The organism is Pseudarthrobacter siccitolerans (assembly GCF_001046895.1).
Lineage (GTDB): Bacteria > Actinomycetota > Actinomycetes > Actinomycetales > Micrococcaceae > Arthrobacter > Arthrobacter siccitolerans.
This window is the reverse complement of the sequence record NZ_CAQI01000029.1, coordinates 102,837-120,026: the sequence shown is the minus strand read 5'-3', so window position 1 is coordinate 120,026 and position 17,190 is coordinate 102,837. Positions and strand designations below refer to the sequence as shown.

Annotated in this window: 16 protein-coding genes; 5 read left to right on the top strand and 11 right to left on the bottom strand. The window is 67.5% G+C overall.

The genetic code is table 11. From position 1 onward, the window contains the following. Window positions 1-11: 11 nt before the first annotated feature. The gene (gene trhO / locus ARTSIC4J27_RS03535; RefSeq protein WP_050053831.1) at window positions 12-905 is read right to left on the bottom strand and encodes an oxygen-dependent tRNA uridine(34) hydroxylase TrhO; all 894 of its coding nucleotides are present in this window, start codon (window positions 903-905) and stop codon (window positions 12-14) included. 151 nt (window positions 906-1,056) lie between these two features. On the opposite strand from trhO, the gene ARTSIC4J27_RS03530 reads away from it, so the two are divergent. Together ARTSIC4J27_RS03530 and ARTSIC4J27_RS03525 are read left to right on the top strand one after the other, a co-directional pair. After that, entirely contained in the window at window positions 1,057-1,749 is a 693-nt protein-coding gene (locus ARTSIC4J27_RS03530) for a GNAT family N-acetyltransferase (protein ID WP_050053830.1), read from the top strand. A 99-nt stretch (window positions 1,750-1,848) separates the two neighbouring features. Next, on the top strand, window positions 1,849-4,224 hold the full coding sequence (locus tag ARTSIC4J27_RS03525) for a DEAD/DEAH box helicase (protein WP_050053829.1): 2,376 nt from the start codon (window positions 1,849-1,851) through the stop codon (window positions 4,222-4,224). 27 nt (window positions 4,225-4,251) lie between these two features. Here ARTSIC4J27_RS03525 and ARTSIC4J27_RS03520 read toward each other — a convergent pair whose 3' ends face one another. From ARTSIC4J27_RS03520 to ssd, 7 genes are all read right to left on the bottom strand, one after another. Further along, window positions 4,252-4,608: an Rv3654c family TadE-like protein gene (locus tag ARTSIC4J27_RS03520; RefSeq protein ID WP_050053828.1), complete on the bottom strand. Its 357-nt coding sequence runs from the start codon at window positions 4,606-4,608 to the stop codon at window positions 4,252-4,254. Beyond that, entirely contained in the window at window positions 4,605-4,985 is a 381-nt protein-coding gene (locus ARTSIC4J27_RS03515) for a TadE family type IV pilus minor pilin (RefSeq protein ID WP_235436512.1), read from the bottom strand. The genes ARTSIC4J27_RS03520 and ARTSIC4J27_RS03515 overlap by 4 nt, the downstream gene beginning before the upstream one ends. A 68-nt stretch (window positions 4,986-5,053) precedes the next feature. Beyond that, the gene (locus ARTSIC4J27_RS03510) at window positions 5,054-5,401 is read right to left on the bottom strand and encodes a DUF4244 domain-containing protein (RefSeq protein WP_050053827.1); all 348 of its coding nucleotides are present in this window, start codon (window positions 5,399-5,401) and stop codon (window positions 5,054-5,056) included. 192 nt (window positions 5,402-5,593) lie between these two features. Then, window positions 5,594-6,214: a type II secretion system F family protein gene (locus ARTSIC4J27_RS03505; protein WP_050053826.1), complete on the bottom strand. Its 621-nt coding sequence runs from the start codon at window positions 6,212-6,214 to the stop codon at window positions 5,594-5,596. Further along, complete coding sequence (locus ARTSIC4J27_RS03500) at window positions 6,211-7,017, bottom strand: hypothetical protein (protein ID WP_050053825.1); 807 nt, start codon at window positions 7,015-7,017, stop codon at window positions 6,211-6,213. The genes ARTSIC4J27_RS03505 and ARTSIC4J27_RS03500 overlap by 4 nt, the downstream gene beginning before the upstream one ends. Next, window positions 7,014-8,306, bottom strand: a complete 1,293-nt coding sequence (locus ARTSIC4J27_RS03495; RefSeq protein WP_083435295.1) for a TadA family conjugal transfer-associated ATPase — start codon at window positions 8,304-8,306, stop codon at window positions 7,014-7,016. The genes ARTSIC4J27_RS03500 and ARTSIC4J27_RS03495 overlap by 4 nt, the downstream gene beginning before the upstream one ends. Then, the gene (gene ssd, locus ARTSIC4J27_RS03490; RefSeq protein ID WP_083435302.1) at window positions 8,303-9,502 is read right to left on the bottom strand and encodes a septum site-determining protein Ssd; all 1,200 of its coding nucleotides are present in this window, start codon (window positions 9,500-9,502) and stop codon (window positions 8,303-8,305) included. Before ssd ends, ARTSIC4J27_RS03495 begins: the two co-directional genes overlap by 4 nt. Window positions 9,503-9,638: 136 nt before the next feature. On the opposite strand from ssd, the gene ARTSIC4J27_RS03485 reads away from it, so the two are divergent. After that, a complete protein-coding gene (locus ARTSIC4J27_RS03485; protein ID WP_050053931.1) occupies window positions 9,639-11,357 on the top strand; it encodes a bifunctional 3'-5' exonuclease/DNA polymerase in 1,719 nt (572 codons plus the stop codon). A gap of 174 nt (window positions 11,358-11,531) precedes the next feature. After that, window positions 11,532-11,723, top strand: coding sequence for a YegP family protein (locus ARTSIC4J27_RS03480; protein ID WP_050053824.1), 192 nt, complete (start codon window positions 11,532-11,534; stop codon window positions 11,721-11,723). Between the two features lie 31 nt (window positions 11,724-11,754). On the opposite strand, the gene ARTSIC4J27_RS03475 is transcribed toward ARTSIC4J27_RS03480, so the two are convergent. The 3 genes from ARTSIC4J27_RS03475 to ARTSIC4J27_RS03465 form a co-directional block, all read right to left on the bottom strand. Beyond that, a complete protein-coding gene (locus ARTSIC4J27_RS03475; protein WP_050053823.1) occupies window positions 11,755-12,432 on the bottom strand; it encodes an NUDIX hydrolase in 678 nt (225 codons plus the stop codon). Beyond that, window positions 12,429-13,223, bottom strand: a complete 795-nt coding sequence (gene nth / locus ARTSIC4J27_RS03470; RefSeq protein ID WP_050053930.1) for an endonuclease III — start codon at window positions 13,221-13,223, stop codon at window positions 12,429-12,431. Before nth ends, ARTSIC4J27_RS03475 begins: the two co-directional genes overlap by 4 nt. A 102-nt stretch (window positions 13,224-13,325) precedes the next feature. After that, entirely contained in the window at window positions 13,326-14,705 is a 1,380-nt protein-coding gene (locus tag ARTSIC4J27_RS03465; protein ID WP_050053822.1) for a hypothetical protein, read from the bottom strand. A 397-nt stretch (window positions 14,706-15,102) separates the two neighbouring features. Here ARTSIC4J27_RS03465 and acs point away from each other — a divergent pair, with 397 nt between their 5' ends. Further along, a complete protein-coding gene (gene acs, locus ARTSIC4J27_RS03460) occupies window positions 15,103-17,121 on the top strand; it encodes an acetate--CoA ligase (RefSeq protein WP_050053929.1) in 2,019 nt (672 codons plus the stop codon). The last annotated feature ends 69 nt before the right edge of the window (window positions 17,122-17,190 follow it).

Here is a 17,190-nt window from a genome sequence, read left to right as displayed (position 1 = left end):
CGGGCCGGGTCCTACGCAGCGCAGCCTTCCGGGCAGCGCAGGGTTTCCGGGCTGGAGGCGCACTGGGTGCAGTACAGGGTGAGGGTCCGGCAGCTCAGGTTGGAGCAGTTTTCGAACTTGTTGGTGGGGGCCGAGCAGCGGGTGCATTGCCCGATGGTTTTGGCTTCCTCGCTGAATTCGAGGTGCATCCGCTTATCAAACACGTACAGCGAGCCTTCCCATAGGCCCTGGTCCTTGAAGGTTTCGCCATAGCGGACGATTCCGCCGTCCAGCTGGTACACCTCTTTGAAGCCCCGGTTGACCATCAGGCTGGAGAGCACCTCGCAGCGGATGCCGCCGGTGCAATACGTGACCACCGGCTTGTCCTTGAGGGAGTCGTACTTCCCGGACTCAAGTTCCTTGATGAAGTCGTGGGTGGTGGCGACGTCCGGGACGATCGCGTCCTTGAAGCGGCCGATCTGTGCTTCGAAGGCGTTCCGGCCGTCGAAGAAGACCACGTCTTCCCCGTCCTGCTTCCTGGCGTCCACGAGTTCATGCAGCTCTTCGGGCTTGAGGTGCTTGCCCCCGCCCACCACCCCGTTGGCGTCCACCTTGAGTTCGCCGGGGGCGCCGAAGGAAACGATCTCGTCACGCACTTTGACGCTGAGCCGCGGGAAGTCTTCCGCGCCGCCGTCGGACCATTTAACGTCGATGCCGTGGAATCCCTTGTACTCACGCGTGGTCTTGACGTATTGCTTTACTGCGCCGATCTCACCGCCCACGGTGGCGTTGATGCCGTCCTTGGAGATCAGGATGCGGCCGGTCAGTCCCAGCTTTTCGCAGAGGGCACGCTGCCAGAGCCGTACGGCGTCGGGGTCAGCGATGGGGGTAAAGCCATAAAAGAGGACGATTCGGTTCAAAGCCACGTATTTAAGGGTACCGGCTTGGATTCGAAGGCCATGCCCCGGTTCAGTCCCGGGCGGGCCAGAGGGTGCGCTGGATCACAATTGCATAAGCACCGCGCTTCCGGCCTGCCAACCCCTGTTGCTTGTGACCGGCGTGGAATAGTCTCATCGCATGAGCCCGGAAACCATGGTTAACGACATCACTGGCCTTCTTGAAGTGTGGGTGGCCGGCTGGGCAGGCTGTCGCGGGTACCGGACATCCTCAGAAGGCCGCTTCCCCGCCGCGCTCCGGACTGACACCTCCGGCGAATGGGAATTCTTCGCGTCCGAGCCGACGGACGCTGAATTTGCCGCTCTCGCGGCGAAGACGGCGGAAGTGCCGGCGCGGGTCCTGACCGTCCTGACCAACGACCCCGCCCGTTATTCGGATCTCGCCCGCCAGCACGGGCTGAACGTCACCTCCGACTCCCAGGCCATGATGATCGTGGACATGGAAACCCAGGACGCCGAGGATCCGTGGCTGTCAGATGATGACCTTTCGCTGGCCACGTCCGAGCGGGACGGCGTGCACTACGCCGAGGTGCTCTCCGGTGACACGGTGGCTGCCAGCGGGCGTGTTTTTGTGGTGGGTGATACCGCCGTGTTCGACAAGATCATTACCAACCCGGCCTTCCAGCGGCGCGGACTGGGCAGTTTTATCATGCGGGCGCTGGCGGCGCAGGCATTTGAGCATGACGTCCAGACGGGGCTGCTGCTGGCGTCCCTCGACGGGCAGAAGCTCTATTCGCATCTTGGCTGGACCACTGTTTCCCGCGTGCTGATGCTGTCCGCCTCCCACGACGGTTCCGACTTGTCCCTCAGCTAGTCTGCCGGTTTTCCGCGTTTCCCGGGTTTTCGGGTCTCCGCGTTTCCCCCGAGGGCGAATCCGGCGCTCCCGGCCCGCGGCGGGTGAAACAATATTGGGGTGAACCCCCATGACTCCCTGATTCCCCTGCTGGGCCGCGGCCCGGACCCGGAACAGCTGCGTCATGTCCGCACCATCCCTGCCCGCAAGGCCGTGCACGAGCCATGGCCGTCATGGATCCACCCGGACCTGGTGGCTGCCTACGGGTCGCTCGGGGTGCAGCAGCCCTACCGCCACCAGGTGGAAGCCGCCAACATTGCCCATGGCGGCGGGCACGTTGTGGTGGCCACCGGCACGGCGTCGGGGAAGTCCCTCGCCTACCAGCTGCCGGCCCTGGACGCCATCCACCGTTCCGAGCTGCGGGTTCTTGCCGATCCCGGAAAGATCCACGACGACGGTGCGGTCACCCTGTACCTGTCCCCCACCAAGGCTCTCGCCGCCGACCAGCTGAACGCCATCCGGGCGCTGCAGCTGCCCACCGTCCGCGCGGAAACCTATGACGGCGACACGGACCCGGCCTCCCGGCGGTGGATCCGGGACCACGCCAACTTCATCCTCGCCAACCCGGACATGCTGCACTTCGGCATCCTTCCCAACCACGCCTGGTGGGCGGGGTTCTTCCGGCGCCTTCGCTACGTCATCGTGGATGAGGCGCACAGTTACCGGGGCGTTTTCGGCTCACACGTGGCCAACCTGATGCGCCGGCTGCGGCGCATCTGCGCCTACTACGGTGCCGGCTCCGCATTTCCCGAGCCGGTATTCATCGCCGCTTCCGCCACCGCTTCTGATCCGGATATCTCCTTCGCCCGCCTCATCGGCGCACCGGTTACGGCAGTCTCGGAGGACGGTTCACCGCATGGTGCCACCACCGTGGCGTTCTGGGAACCGGCGCTGACCGAACTCCGCGGCGAGAACGGCGCCAAGGAACGGCGCACGGCCGTCGCCGAGACCTCGGACCTGCTGGCGAACCTCGTGTCGGCACACGTCCGGACCATTGCCTTCATCAAATCCCGCCGCGGAGCGGAGACCATCTCCTCCATTACCAAACGCCTGCTGGACGAAGTGGATCCCAGCCTGCCCCAGCGGGTGGCAGCCTACCGTTCCGGATATTTGCCCGAGGAACGCCGGGCGGTGGAAAAGGCACTGCGGTCCGGCAGCCTGCTGGGTGTTTCCAGCACTTCCGCGCTGGAGCTGGGGATCGACATCTCAGGACTGGACGCGGTCCTGGTCGCCGGTTGGCCCGGCACGAGAGCCTCACTGTTCCAGCAGATCGGGCGGGCCGGCCGGGCCGGACAGGACGCGATCGCGGCTTTTGTTGCCAGTGACGATCCCTTGGACACCTTCCTGGTGAACCATCCCGAGGCCATTTTCGACGTCTCGGTGGAAGCCACTGTTTTCGACCCTGCCAACCCGTACGTGCTGGGACCCCACCTTTGCGCTGCCGCCGCGGAACTGCCGCTCGGCCCTGCTGAGCTGGACCTGTTCGGGAGCACCGCCGAGGCGCTTCTCGACCGCCTGGTGGCCCAGGGATATCTGCGGCGCCGTCCGGCAGGGTGGTTCTGGACCCATTCCCAGAGTGCGGCCGCCATGGTGAACCTGCGCGCCGACGGCGGCGGGCCCGTCAGTATTGTTGATGCCGATACCGGCTCCCTCCTCGGGACGATGGATTCGCCCCAGACCCACTACCAGGCCCATACAGGTGCCGTTTACATCCACCAGGGCGACAGCTACGTGGTGGAGGACCTCAACGAAGACGACCACTGCGTGGTGGTCCGACGCGCCAATCCCGATTACTACACCACTGCACGGGACGTCACACAGATCGAGGTGCTGGAAACCCAACGCACCGCCCGGTGGGGTGACGTCTCCCTGCACTTCGGCGACGTTAAGGTCACCACCCAAGTGGTTTCGTTCCAGCGCAAGGCCCTGATCTCCAACGAAATCCTGGGCGAGGAACCCCTCGACCTCGGCGCGCGGGAGCTGTTCACCAAGGCAGTGTGGTTTGTGGTGGACAACCGGTCCCTCACCGCCGCCGGCCTGATCGAAGCCCAGTTCCCGGGTGCCCTGCACGCAGCCGAGCACGCCGCAATCGGCCTGCTCCCGCTGGTGGCTTCGAGCGACCGGTGGGATATCGGCGGCGTTTCGACTGCACTGCACGCCGACACCGGGGTGCCCACCATTTTTGTGTATGACGGGCACCCTGGGGGTGCCGGCTTTGCCGAGCGCGGGTTCGACAAGGCCAAGGTGTGGCTGGCCGCGACCCGCGATGCCATCATGGCCTGCGAATGCGAATCAGGCTGCCCCTCCTGCGTCCAGTCGCCCAAGTGCGGGAACAAAAACAATCCCCTGGACAAGGCGGCCGCGGTCACCCTGCTCGAGGTCCTGCTCAAGGATGCAACCGAAGCCAAAGCCGAGAGCGTGGAAGCCCAGCGCTGACGCCGGGCCCACGCCGGCGGTGCATGCTCATGGTGGGGGTCCCGCCCGGGCACGGCCGCTCGCCGCACCCAGCATGGTCCGCTCGATCAACTCCGTCTGGACCTCGACGGTCTGGCCCACGCCCTCCGAGCAGCTGACCAGGGTAGCGGCATGCCGTGCCGCTACCTCGGCGGCCACGCTGCACGGTTCCCCGTCGGTGACCCCGCGCAGGGCGTCGGCCGCGGCGAGCGCAGCGAGGTCAGCGGCGGCAGCTGCCCTGCTGGCGAGCACAGCCGACTGCGCCAGGAGCAGCAGCAGTGCCATGGCCATCATCACCACCAAAGCCAGCCCCGCCGCCAGGACCGTGCCCGAACCACGCTCCGGGGTGTCCGGGATCCCGGTCATCCGGTGCCTGCCGCAGCAGCCGCCGGCGCGGTAGCCGGGCCCGGCGCCACCGCCGGCGGCGCGGCCGGGCCCGCCGCAGGCGTTTCGGTACGGGTTGAGGCGCGTGCCGTCAGCGTCCAGGGGATGGAGGACCCCAGCGGGCCGCCTACCCGGTCCGTGACAGTGACGCTCAGCCATTCGCCGTCGGCTGCGACAGCCGCGGACGCCGACGTTCCAGAAAGGGTCCGGACGATCCTCGCCACGGCGGCGGAGTCATCACCGCGGGCGAGTGCCCGGGCCCCTGCCCTGGCTCCTTCCTCCAACCGCAGCTGGGTGACTCCGGCCGCGGCACCTGAGAGCAGCATGGCCAGGAGCAGCAGGACGGCAGGCAGTGTCACCGCAAACTCCGCGGTAACCGCGCCCCGCTCTGTCCGCCGCCGAAGGCACAGCGCGTCCGGCGCGCAGGTCATGGCAAGGCCAGCGCCGTGCGGATCAGGTTCAGCAGGAAGCCGCGGACTTCCTCGCTTCGAAGGATGAAGACCAGCAGTCCGGCAAAGCCGACGGCGGCCAGCGTGGCGATGGCATACTCTGCCGTGGCCATGCCCGCTTCTGATCCCAGCAGCCTCCGGAGGCCGGTGCTGCGCCGGGCGGTGACACCCGGGTAAAGCTCCACCACATTCGCTGGCAATGACACCGAGCCGGCTGCGGGTGTACCAGCAGATCGGGCTGCGGTGGTGCGCCGTTTCGTGTCCTGCCGGGCTGCTGCTAGTGCTGCGGTCCCGGTAGCGTAATGGCGGTCCTGGTTGATGGACATGCGGTGATTCCTTTCGATTGGCCGGCACGGTTGCCGGTGGTTTGACTCTTCCGGGCCTTGCCGCGGGCGGTAAGTCCGGCTGTTGCGTAAGTGGAAAAGGTGGGCCGCTGTGGAGGAAAAGAGCAGCTGTCCCGGCCCGACAGGAACCCGGTGATGCTGAGCCCTCTGGAACGGCACCTGGCGGCAGCGCGGCTATGAGCCCGAGGGCACCAGTGCCAGCAGGACGGGCACCACGCCCAGGCAGATAAAGGCCGGCAGCGAACACAGTCCCAGCGGGACCACCAGCTTGACGCCGAGGGATGCCGCCCGCTTTTCAGCTGCCCGGAACCTTTCCCGCCGAAGCCTTGCCGCCTGGGCGTAGAGGATTGCGGACGAGGGCGCACCTGTCAGCGCCGCAAACCCCAGGGCGTCGCGCAGCTCCAGAATCGCGGGCAGCCTGACGGCCGAGCTCCGCCACGCGGTCTCCCAGTCGGCTCCGATCGCCAGTGCGGAAACGACCGGACGAAGCGACGCGCGGTACTGCGGGGACGCGGAGGCCGAGACAAGATCCAGGGAACGGCCGATCCCGGACCCGGCGTCCAGCATGGCGGCGACGAGTTCAAGCATCATGGCGGTGTCCCGCAGGCCGTCAGGACCATCCCTGTTGCGGAAACCGGCGCGGGCGGACCGGGGATAACCCGCCGAATCCGGTTCTTGGGCCCTGGACAGGGTGATCAGGCGCTTCCGCGGGCGGTCTTTACCAAGGAATACGAGGCAGGCTGCGGCGGCCAACAGGGCCCAGACTGCCAGCGACGCGAGCAATGGCAGGTTCATGGCACTCCCGCTCCTGCTGCTGCCGCGACCAGCCGGGCCGACCAGACCCTGCCCGCGATGGTGAGGGCAATCCCGGCTGCGAGCGCCGCCAGTCCCAGTGGGGTGCCCAGCAGAATGGCCAGCGGATCGACGCCGAGTGCCATGCCGAGCCCCAGCCCCATCAGCGGAAGCCACGTCAAAAGCCTGACTGTGGCTTTGGGCCCTGCAAGTGCCGTCTGGCGGGCGGCGTCGGCGTCGTCCTCTACTTCCAATTGCGCCGTGAACCGGGTCAGCACGTCAGCCAGGGGGCACCCGCTTGCTTCTGCGATGTCGAAGCAGGCGGCCAGCTGGGACCAGATCCGGCACTCCCGGTCCGCCCGGGGAAAGGCTGCGGGCAGGGAGCGCCTGATGGCCTCCGATACAGGAGCCCCTGTGGCCGCGGCGGTGCGGGCGGCTGCCAGCATGGCGATCGATCCCTGGGTAAGCCCGGTAGCCTGCCGCCCTGCACGTTGATGATCCGGTTCGGTCTGCCCGTCCGCCCCGTAAACAAACCACAGCTCATCCCAGAGGCGGGCCGGCGTGCGCCCACCCTTCAGCAGAGCGGCCAGCTGCTGCACCACCAGGGTCATGGGTATCGCCGGGCCGGAGACTGCAGCCTTCCCGGTTCCGGGCCTGGCCCAGCGAAACGCAGGGACCCAGGACTTGCCCCTTGAACCACCAGCAACACCGGACGTTGCGCGGCGGAACCTGCCTGCCGCAGCGTGCGTCGGGCGAAGAATCAACAGCGCAGCCAGCACCAGGACCGTTGCCAGGAAAACAGTCATAAGCCATGCTCCGGTTCAAGTCCCAGGCGTCCGCCCAGTGCGCCCCACGCCGGACCCGCACCGGTGATACCTTCCGTGGCTTCCAGTGCGGACAGGACACGGAGCCCGTCAGGGCCGGCCTCCATAACGCCGATGCACGCCACTTCCCTGCCGCGGCTGGTCCTTTCAACGTGGATCACCACGTCAAGGGCGCTGGCGGCCTGAAGCCGGACACCGTCCGGGTTCAATCCGGCGAGGGCACCCAGCGCTGTAAGCCGCGCAGGGACAGCGGCGGCAGTGTTGGCGTGGATGGTCCCGCCTCCGCCGCTGTGCCCGGTGTTCATCGCCGTCAGCAATTCCCGCACCTCGGCGCCGCGGCACTCACCGACCACCAGCCGGTCGGGCCTCATGCGCAGCGCCTGCCGGACGAGCTCGCTGAGCCCCACTTCCCCGCCGCCTTCAAGGTTGCCGTGCCGGGATTCGAGGGCGACCACATGCGGATGGACCGGGTTCAGTTCGGAGGCATCCTCAATGAGGACCAGCCGCTCCTCCGGGGCACACAACCCCAGGAGGGTGGACAGGAGGGTGGTCTTCCCGGAACCGGTGGCACCACTGATCAAAAAGCTCAGCCGCAGCTCCAGCACCCGCTCCAGGACGTCCCTCATGAGGGGGCCGAACATGCCTGCTGCCTGCAGCTCGTCCATGCTGAATACCCGTTCGCGGCGGATCCTGACGCTGAGCAGGGTTCCCGCCGTCGAAACCGGAGGGAGTACCGCATGCACGCGGTAGCCGCCTGCCAGCCGTACATCCACACACGGTGAACCGTCATCCAGGCGGCGCCCTCCCGCGGCCACAAGCCTGCAGGCCAGGGCCCGCAGTTGGGTTTCATCGCCGAAGGCAACCTGCACGCGCTCGATGCCCCGGCCCCGGTCCACCCACACCGAGTCGGGAGCGTTGACGAAGATGTCGGTGACGGCCGGGTCCCGTGTCAACGGCTGCAGCGGTCCCAGTCCGCTGAGCTCCGCGCTGATGCGTTCAACCGCCGCGAGCGAGCCGGCGGTTCCCAGCAGCTTGCCGGTTGCCTGCACCGCCGCGGCCACGCGTGATGGCGTGACAGCACCGGCTTCGGCCATCATGGACTCCCGGACGGATTCCAACAGTCCTGCGTCAACAGCCTGCCGCTCCACCTGGCGCGGGTCCCGGCGCTGGCCCTGCAGGCGCTGGCCTTCCGCGGGACGCCCTTCCAGGAACCGGGCACCCCGCCGCAGCCCGTCAGCTGATCCCGATCCCCTCGCGGACTGCTGGTTCATCCGAGCTCCCCGGCCGGCATCTCATCACCAAGCGAATCGAGCACCGAAGCGGCAAAATGCCGGACGCTGCGCCGCTTGCCCAGTTCCAGCAGCCGGCCGGACTCCGTGGCGGCACCAACTCCCCGAAGCTCAGGGACGCGGCCCTGCACGGGAAGACCGATGGCCTCGGAGATCAAGGACCCATCCAAGGCAGACCCCGGCCGGCCCCGGACCAGGAGCCCGGCCTCCACCGGCGGGAACTCGTGGAGCAGCCGGACTGCCGCCACCGCCGCCTTCAGCTGGGCCGGGACCACCATCATGATCCGGTCGCAGTCCCAGGCGTAGGACTGCAGCGGCGCAGCGCCCCTGCCAATGTCCAGCACCACCAGTTCATACCCCCGGCGTGCGGCGTCGAGCACGCCGGTGGTGGTGGGCGCGGACACCGGAACGGGCTGTTCACGGCTCGCCGGCCAGGACAGGAACGAAAACCCTCCGGAGACGGGCAGTGCGTCGGACAGCTGGCTGGAATCGATGCTGCCCCGTGCCTCGGAGAGGTCCGGCCAGCGCAGGCCGGGGCTTTCCTCGGCGGCGATAGCGAGTTCCAGCCCGCCGCCCCACGGGTCGCCATCAACGAGCAGTACCCGGGCTCCCATTCCCGCCGCGGCCTGGGCTACCCAGATCGCTGCCGTGGTGGCCCCGGCCCCGCCGCACCCGCCGGTCACGCCCAGGATGATTCCGCCGGGGCCGGGCGCACGGGAGCGGCTGAGGTGGTCCGCCAGCCAGGCCGCGGCATCAGGGAGCACGGCCACCCGCTCAGCTCCCAGCGCTGCCGCCAGATGCCACAGGCTGTCGCCTTCACCGTCCAGACCGACGAGGACGGCCGGTGCCCGCCGCCGGGGCGGCAACTCCCGGATATCACTGCCCACCAGGACAGCGGCCGAAGCGTCCCAGTACCTGGCCCCTTCCAGTGCATCGGCAACAACGCGAAGATGGGCACCGGCCGCCGCCACAATCCGCTCCACCTCGGCGCGTATAACCGGGGATGCGGTGACCAGCAGCACCTCTTCCCCGCTGTCCGGCAGCCAAGCATCGGCCGGCCCTTCCAAACCGGCCGCGAAACCGGGAGGACCGGAAAGAAGCCCGTCCCCCGGGCTCCGGGATGAACGCCTGGCGAGGACCGGATCAGGGGTGGAGGGAGTCAACTCATGCCTGCTCATGGAGCCACTGTCCGCCACCGGCCGGTCAAGGATAAGGAGGTCCCGGCCGTATGTGCACAAAAGCGGCGCCAACGACCCTGTGCAGGACGAGTCCCGGCGGCAAAACGGCCCGGAAAAGACAAGGCAGAATTGGAGCATGTACCTGCTGCTCGCCGCCCACCCCTCCGGCGCGGTCCTGCAGGAACTCACCCAGGCAGGCCAACCGCACCCCGCCAATCCGGAACCGAGGCTGGTCTCGGCAGGTGAGCTGGCCGGCGTCGTCCTTGGGCTGGAACGCAGGCCGCGCGGCGGGCAGCCGCCCCGCTGGATCTGGCACCGCACCCAGGACTGGTATCCCTCCCTTCTCGCGCAGGGGGTGGAACTTGAGCGGTGCCATGACCTGAGCCTGTGCGGGAACATCCTGGCCCTCTCCCAGTTCGCGGCCCACACCGAGTACGCCCGGAACGCCGAAAAGGTCACCCTTGATGACCCCGAGCAGCCGCCCCGTGCGTTGCAGCCGCCCCCGCCGCCGCCGGAACAGGATGCCCTGTTCGATGATCCCCAAACGGGCTCCGAACCCCGTTTCACGCTTGAGGACCTCCGCGCGGAGTACGCTGCCCAGCAGGAAGCCCTGGCCGCTGTAAGCCCCGAAGAGAACCGGCGGAACCGGCTTCAGCTCCTGCTGGCCGCGGAATCCGCCGGCGCGATGATCGCGGCCGAGATGCAGCACACCGGCGTGCCCTGGCGGGAGGACCTGCACGAGGAAATCCTTGCCGATTACCTGGGCCCGCGCCCGCCCCTGGGCCATCGCCCGGCCAAACTCGAGGCCCTGAACCTCGAACTGCGCGGGCTGTTGAACGCCCTGACGCTCAACCCGGATTCCCCGCAGGAACTCATCCGGGCCCTGCACCGGAACGGCATCGAGGTCAAAAGCACCCGGCAATGGGAGCTGAAGGAGTCCAAACACCCGGCCATCGGGCCGCTCCTGGCCTACAAGAAGCTTTCCAGGCTGCACACGGCGAACGGCTGGGCCTGGCTGGACGCGTGGGTGGCCGGCGGGAGGTTCAGGCCCGAATACGTGGTGGGCGGGGTGGTCTCGGGCCGCTGGGCGTCCCGCGGTGGTGGCGCGCTGCAGATTCCCCGCCAGATCCGCGGCGCTGTCCATGCCGATCCCGGCCACAAGCTGATCGTGGCCGATGCTTCCCAGCTTGAACCGCGGGTCCTGGTGGCGCTGGCCCAGGACGCCGTCATGGCCGAGGCTGCCCGGGACCAGGACCTTTACGCGGGGATCGCCGCGAAGGGGTTCGGCGGCGACCGGTCGAAGGCGAAGGTGGCGCTGCTGGGTGCCATGTACGGCGCCACGTCGGGCGAGGCCGGACGCCTCATGCCGCAGCTCACCAGGACCTACCCGCGGGCGGTGGGTTTTGTGGAACAGGCCGCGCGGACCGGTGAGTCCGGCGGGACCGTCACCACCCGGCTGGGCCGCAGCAGCCCTCCCCCTTCGGAACGATGGTTCGCAAGCCAGCGCCCGGCGTCGGCAGAGGAGCAGCGGCGCGCGGAATCGATCGCCCGTTCCAGGGGCCGTTTCACACGCAATTTCGTGGTCCAGGGTTCCGCGGCGGACTGGGCGGCGTGCTGGCTGGCGGAATTACGACGGCGGCTGCGCGCCTTGCGCACAGATGGCCAGCCCGCGGCGGAGCTGGTCTTCTTCCTCCACGACGAAGTGATGGTCCACGCTCCCGTTCACCTGGTGGACGCGTGCATCCAGGCGATCGAGGATGCCGCCTCCGCGGCCAAGGAGCTGTTGTTCGGACCGATCCCGGTGGAGTTTCCGGTGAGCGTGGCAGTGGTGGATTCCTACAACCACGCCAAATAGGAGCGGCGCGTGGCAACGCGAGGCAGGCCTCCGGCGCGACGTTTGTCGAGAGAAGTAACCTACCCGGCAGTAGCTCGCCGGGGCACCGTGACGCGGGTTACAGTCTTGGGGTGACTGAAACAGATCGGTCCAAAGGTTGCTGCAACGACGCAAACACCAGGGGAGGTCCGGCATATGGCGGGCAGGTTTGAAATACATCGGGTTGGGGACGAGTCATACAGGCTTCGGCTTACGGATGCGGAAGGAAACATCGTCGCCGTTTCGCCAAACTTTAAGTCTTTGAACACACTTGTGGAGGGCATCAAGGCGATGCGTGAGAATGCGGCCACCGGCATAGTGGTGGATCTCCGCCAGCAGCAGGCCTAGGCCAAGCAGACTGGCGCTGTCCGGGGAAAAACTAGACACTCATCGGGTGCACCCGGCTCCGGTCCCACGGCACGGCCCAGCCAAGCTGTTCAAAGAGGCCGTTCAGGACGATTCCAGTAAAACCCCAGACCACCACACCGTTGACGGTGAAAGCCGGGCTGTCGAAGGTACGCCCGGCCCGGTGGACTGTGGCCATCACCCGGTTGTCCGGGTCCAGCAGGTCGCGGACGGGGATGCGGAACACCTGCGCGGACTCGGCGTAATCCACCACCCGCACGGGTGAGGGCGAGCGCCACCACCCGAGGACCGGGGTGACGAGGAAGTTGCTGTGGGCCAGGCCCAGCTCCTGCAGGGTGCCCAGGACTTCCACACCGTTGGTGTCGAGCCCCGTTTCCTCTTCGGCCTCCCGCAGGGCCGCCTGAACCGGTGTTTCCCGTGCGTCAATGGCGCCGCCGGGAAATGCCACCTGCCCGGGGTGGGAGCCCAGGGTGTGCGCGCGTTCCAGGAGCAGGACATCGAGGTCGGCCGGGGCCAGCGGTTTGTCCGAAGCGGCAGGAATTTCATCGAGCGCCCCGAACAGCATCAGGACAGCAGCCCTGCGCGCCCGGCTGGCATCAACGGTCAGCGCCGCCCACAGCGGATCGGGCGCCGAGGCCGATCCTGACGCAGCCCTGTGGGCCAAATCAATCAGGTCCCGGCGGGCGCTCACGGAGTCCTCTTTTGCGATTCCATCCTGATTTCAGCCGCCCTGTGGGTTTCGGCCTGCAGTTGGGCCAGGAGGGCTTCATTGCCGGGAGCGAGTTCGTACTTCAGGAGCTTGGCTGCCTTGGCGGGGTCTGTTTCACCCATCCCGTAGCTGGGGCACCAGTTGGCCACGGGGCACGCGCCGCACGCCGGTTTGCGGGAGTGGCACACTCGCCGCCCGTGGAACACCACCCGGTGGGACAGCATGGTCCAGTCCTTCTTCTCGAAGAGCTCCGCGACATCGTATTCGATCTGGACCGGGTCCTCGGACTGCGTCCAGCCGAAGCGGCGGGCCAGGCGGCCAAAGTGGGTGTCCACCGTGATGCCGGGGATGCCGAAGGCGTTGCCCAGCACCACGTTGGCGGTTTTCCGGCCAACGCCCGGCAAGGTAACGAGGTCCTCCAGCCGGCCGGGAACCACGCCGTTGTACTCATCCACCAGCCGGGTGCACAACGCCACAAGGCTCCGGGTCTTGGCACGGAAGAAACCCGTGGGCTTGATGATCTCTTCGATCGCGGCGGGGTCCGCTTCCGCCATGGACCGCGGGTCCGGGTAACGGGCGAACAGCAGCGGAGTGATCTGGTTGACGGTGACGTCGGTGGTCTGCGCGGACAGGACCGTGGCCACCAGCAGTTCGAACGGGTTGCGGAAATCAAGTTCCGCGTGGGCGTACGGGTACTTTTCCGCCAGGGCCCGGTTGATCCGGCGCGCCCGCCTCTTCAGCCCGAGCACGGACTCCGAGGAGACGACGGGCATGCCCGCTGCCTGGCCGGCGGAAGCATTTCCACCGCCGGCCGTGCCGGCATGCGGATCGCTGACGGCCCGTAAAGCTTTGGCCGCCCGGGGCGAGGCCATCTGCTAGCCGCGCTCGATATTGCTGAGGTCGCGCAGCACGCCCAGCCGCCCGTCCGTATGCTGGACCAGGAACTCGTGCCCGCGGTCTTCCAGCGCCAGCACCCAGCCACCGGGCTCGATGACGAAGGCCGGTGCACCGGTGCGCGGATCGAATGCGGTGCGGTGTTGTGCCACGGCAAACCAGAAGGCTTCATGGATGGGCTGCTCGTCCGATTCCTCGGGCCGGTTTGCGGGGTCTACGGTTGCCCCGATCGGAACATCGGCGCGAACCTGCGGATGGACAGCCGTAGCGGCAGGAGGCTCCCCGGAGCCCTGCGCTGCAGGGGCAGAGGCAGCCGGCCCGCCGTGGTGGTTGCCGCCGGTCCGCTGTGCCGCATCCCGGGAAGCCCCGGCACCCGAGGCAGGGATATCGCCCAGCTGCGTCTCCTCCGCTGCGGGCGCGGAAGCGGGGCGGACGACGTCGGACGCCTGGGTTGCGGGGCCGAGGTCACCTTTGGAGCCGAAATCGGATGCTTCCGGGGCGGTGGAGACAGCTGCGGGACCCGCTGCCGGGGCAGCGGCAGCGGTGGCGGTGGCACCAGCGGCCATGCCGGCCGTGGGAACTGCGGCCGTGCCGGCGGTAGGAACTGCGGCTGTGGCGGGCGCGTGGTGCGCAGCGGGCACATGGTTCGCAGCGGGTGAGTGGCGCGTGGCATCGGGCTGCACCGGGAAGGATCCGGCACCGGCACCGCTGAACAGGCCGCCGCTGGAGGCAGGCTTGGAAGCAGTGGACGGAGCCTTGGGCTTTTTGGGAGCGCGCGGTTTGTGGACGGGGACGGCGGCTTCTCGCGCCACCACATGCGCCGGAGCTTCCGCGCGGCCCTGGAAATCGGGCGAGATGTAGGGAAGGAAGCGGCCCAGGACCGTCGCAGCGAACAGGACCAGGGCGCCAATCAGGCCCACCAGCAGGCTGGGAACGTAGGCACCTGCTACGGACAGGAAGAAGAATGCCACTGCGAAGGAGGCCACCACGGATGCGAACTGGTCGACGGACAGCGACCCGATCCGGATTTTCGTGGCGGGGGCAAGCCTGCGTGCGGCAAAGAGTGCGCTAACCACCAGGGGCAGGACAATGCCGAGGCCCAGGAAGAAGAGATTGTTCAGGTTCCACAGGTTGTACCTGCCGCCGAAGATGGGCAGCAGAGACGCGATGAACAAAATGAGGGTGGCGGCGAACACGGCCAGGTCCCGGATGGTGAACGGACCGAGCACGGCCTGGTGGGCAGTGGCGCCCTTCCCTTCAGACGTGGCCGCTTTGCCTGCGTCGGCGGACGGGGCGGCAGTGCTGCCGGATCCCGTCACACTGTCGGGGCCTGTTTTCTGGCCGAAGATCTGCTGGTTCATTCTGTTCTCCTTAGCGTGGCGGCACCGGGACCAGTGGCCCCGAAACCGTGCCGTCGTACAACGGTTCCCTCCCGTCCCGGGCGCCTGCGCGGCCCGGAGGAGAGGGTCCGAAGTGAAGTCACAATTCAAACTCAGCCTAGTCAACAGCCTGAGTGATCACTAGCCGGGAGGGGACGGCGGCCTGTCGCCGCACGTCCATTCACCGCTTAATAAATGCCGTTCACTGGCCCGTCTGTGACAGCGCACACATGCGCCGCCGGGCAAGCATTAGTGTTGGTTCCGGAACAGCTCTTTGCGGAAATTCCGTGACCAGCCGGTGCCCGGCGTCGTGCAGGCGGCGGAGCCCGGCCGGCAGCGGATGTCCGCGCAGCAAAGATCGATGAATGATGAGGTTCACATGTCCCAGGACACTTCAAGCTCCACGGCCACCGCTTCCGCCGGCTCCGGACAAAGCGGGCAGGCCGGCCAGCAGGGCGATGCCTTCGAAAACCTGCTGCACGAGACCCGGACTTTTCCGCCCACTCCCGAGTTCGCCGCTGACGCTGTGGTCAAGGCATCGGAGTATGAGGAGGCCGCCGCTGACCGGCCGGCGTTCTGGGCGAAGCAGGCGCGTGAGCTGCTGACCTGGAGCAAGGACTTCGACGAGGCGCTGGACTGGTCCAACCCGCCGTTCGCCAAGTGGTTCGTCGGCGGCGAGGTCAACGCGGCCTACAACGCGCTGGACCGGCATGTGGAGAACGGCCGGGGCGACAGGGTGGCCATCTACTTCGAAGGCGAACCCGGCGATACCCGCACCTACACCTACGCGCAGCTGACCGAAGAGGTCAAGAAAGCCGCAAACGCGTTCGAATCCCTCGGTGTGGCCAAGGGTGACCGGGTGGCCGTGTACCTGCCGATGATCCCCGAAGCGGTCATTACGCTCCTGGCCTGTGCCCGGATCGGGGCGGTGCACTCGGTGGTGTTCGGCGGTTTCTCGGCGGACGCGCTGCGTTCCAGGATCGAGGATGCCGAGGCCAAGCTGGTGGTGACCGCGGACGGGACCTACCGCCGCGGCAAGCCCAGCGCCCTGAAGCCGGCGGTGGACGAGGCGCTCGCGAACGATGGCCACACGGTGCAGAACGTGGTGGTGGTCAAGCGCAACGGCCAGGACGTGGACTGGACCGAAGGCCGCGACCACTGGTGGGCAGATACGGTGGAAGCAGCTTCCACCGAGCACACCGCGGTGGGCCACGATTCCGAGCACCCGCTGTTCATCCTCTACACCTCCGGAACCACCGGAAAGCCCAAGGGCATCCTGCACACCACCGGCGGATACCTCACCCAGACCGCCTACACCCACAAGGCGGTGTTCGACCTGCACCCGGAGACGGACGTGTACTGGTGCACGGCCGACGTCGGCTGGGTCACCGGCCACTCCTACGTCACCTACGCCCCGCTCATCAACGGCGCCACCCAGGTGATGTACGAAGGAACCCCCGACTCCCCGCACCAGGGCCGCTGGTGGGAGATCATCGAAAAGTACAAGGTCTCCATTCTCTACACCGCGCCCACCGCCATCAGGACGTTCATGAAGTGGGGCCGGGAAATCCCGGACAAATACGACCTCACCTCCCTCCGTGTGCTCGGCTCCGTAGGCGAACCCATCAACCCCGAAGCCTGGATGTGGTACCGGAACGTCATCGGCGGGGACAAGACCCCCATCGTGGACACCTGGTGGCAGACCGAGACCGGCGCCCAGATGATCGCCCCGCTGCCCGGCGTCACCGCGGCCAAACCCGGCTCCGCCCAGGTGCCGCTGCCGGGCGTCGCTGTGGACGTGGTGGACGAGATGGGCGAATCCGTCCCCAACGGCCACGGCGGTTTCCTGGTGATCCGCGAACCCTGGCCCGCGATGCTCCGCGGCATCTGGGGCGACCCCGAACGGTACAAGGACACCTACTGGTCCCGCTTCGAAAACATGTACTTCGCGGGCGACGGCGCCAAGAAGGACGAGGACGGCGACGTCTGGCTGCTGGGCCGGGTGGATGACGTGATGAACGTCTCCGGCCACCGGCTCTCCACCACCGAAATCGAGTCCGCCCTGGTATCGCACCCCGCCGTGGCCGAAGCCGCCGTGGTGGGGGCCACGGACGAAACCACCGGCCAGGCCGTCGTCGCGTTCGTCATCCTCCGCGGCGACGCCGTCGATTCCGGAGACGACATCGTCCAGGAACTCCGCAACCACGTAGGCAAGGAAATCGGTCCCATCGCCAAACCGAAGAACATCCTGGTGGTCCCCGAACTGCCCAAGACCCGCTCCGGCAAGATCATGCGCCGCCTGCTCAAGGACGTCGCAGAAGGCCGTGACCCGGGTGACGCCACCACCCTCTCGGACCCCACCATCATGCAGCAGATCGCGCAGTCGCTCAGAAAGTAACACTGGCTTAGTATCAACTGGCACACTGCAGAATGGCCCTGTTCTCCCTGTTATTCAGGGAAAACAGGG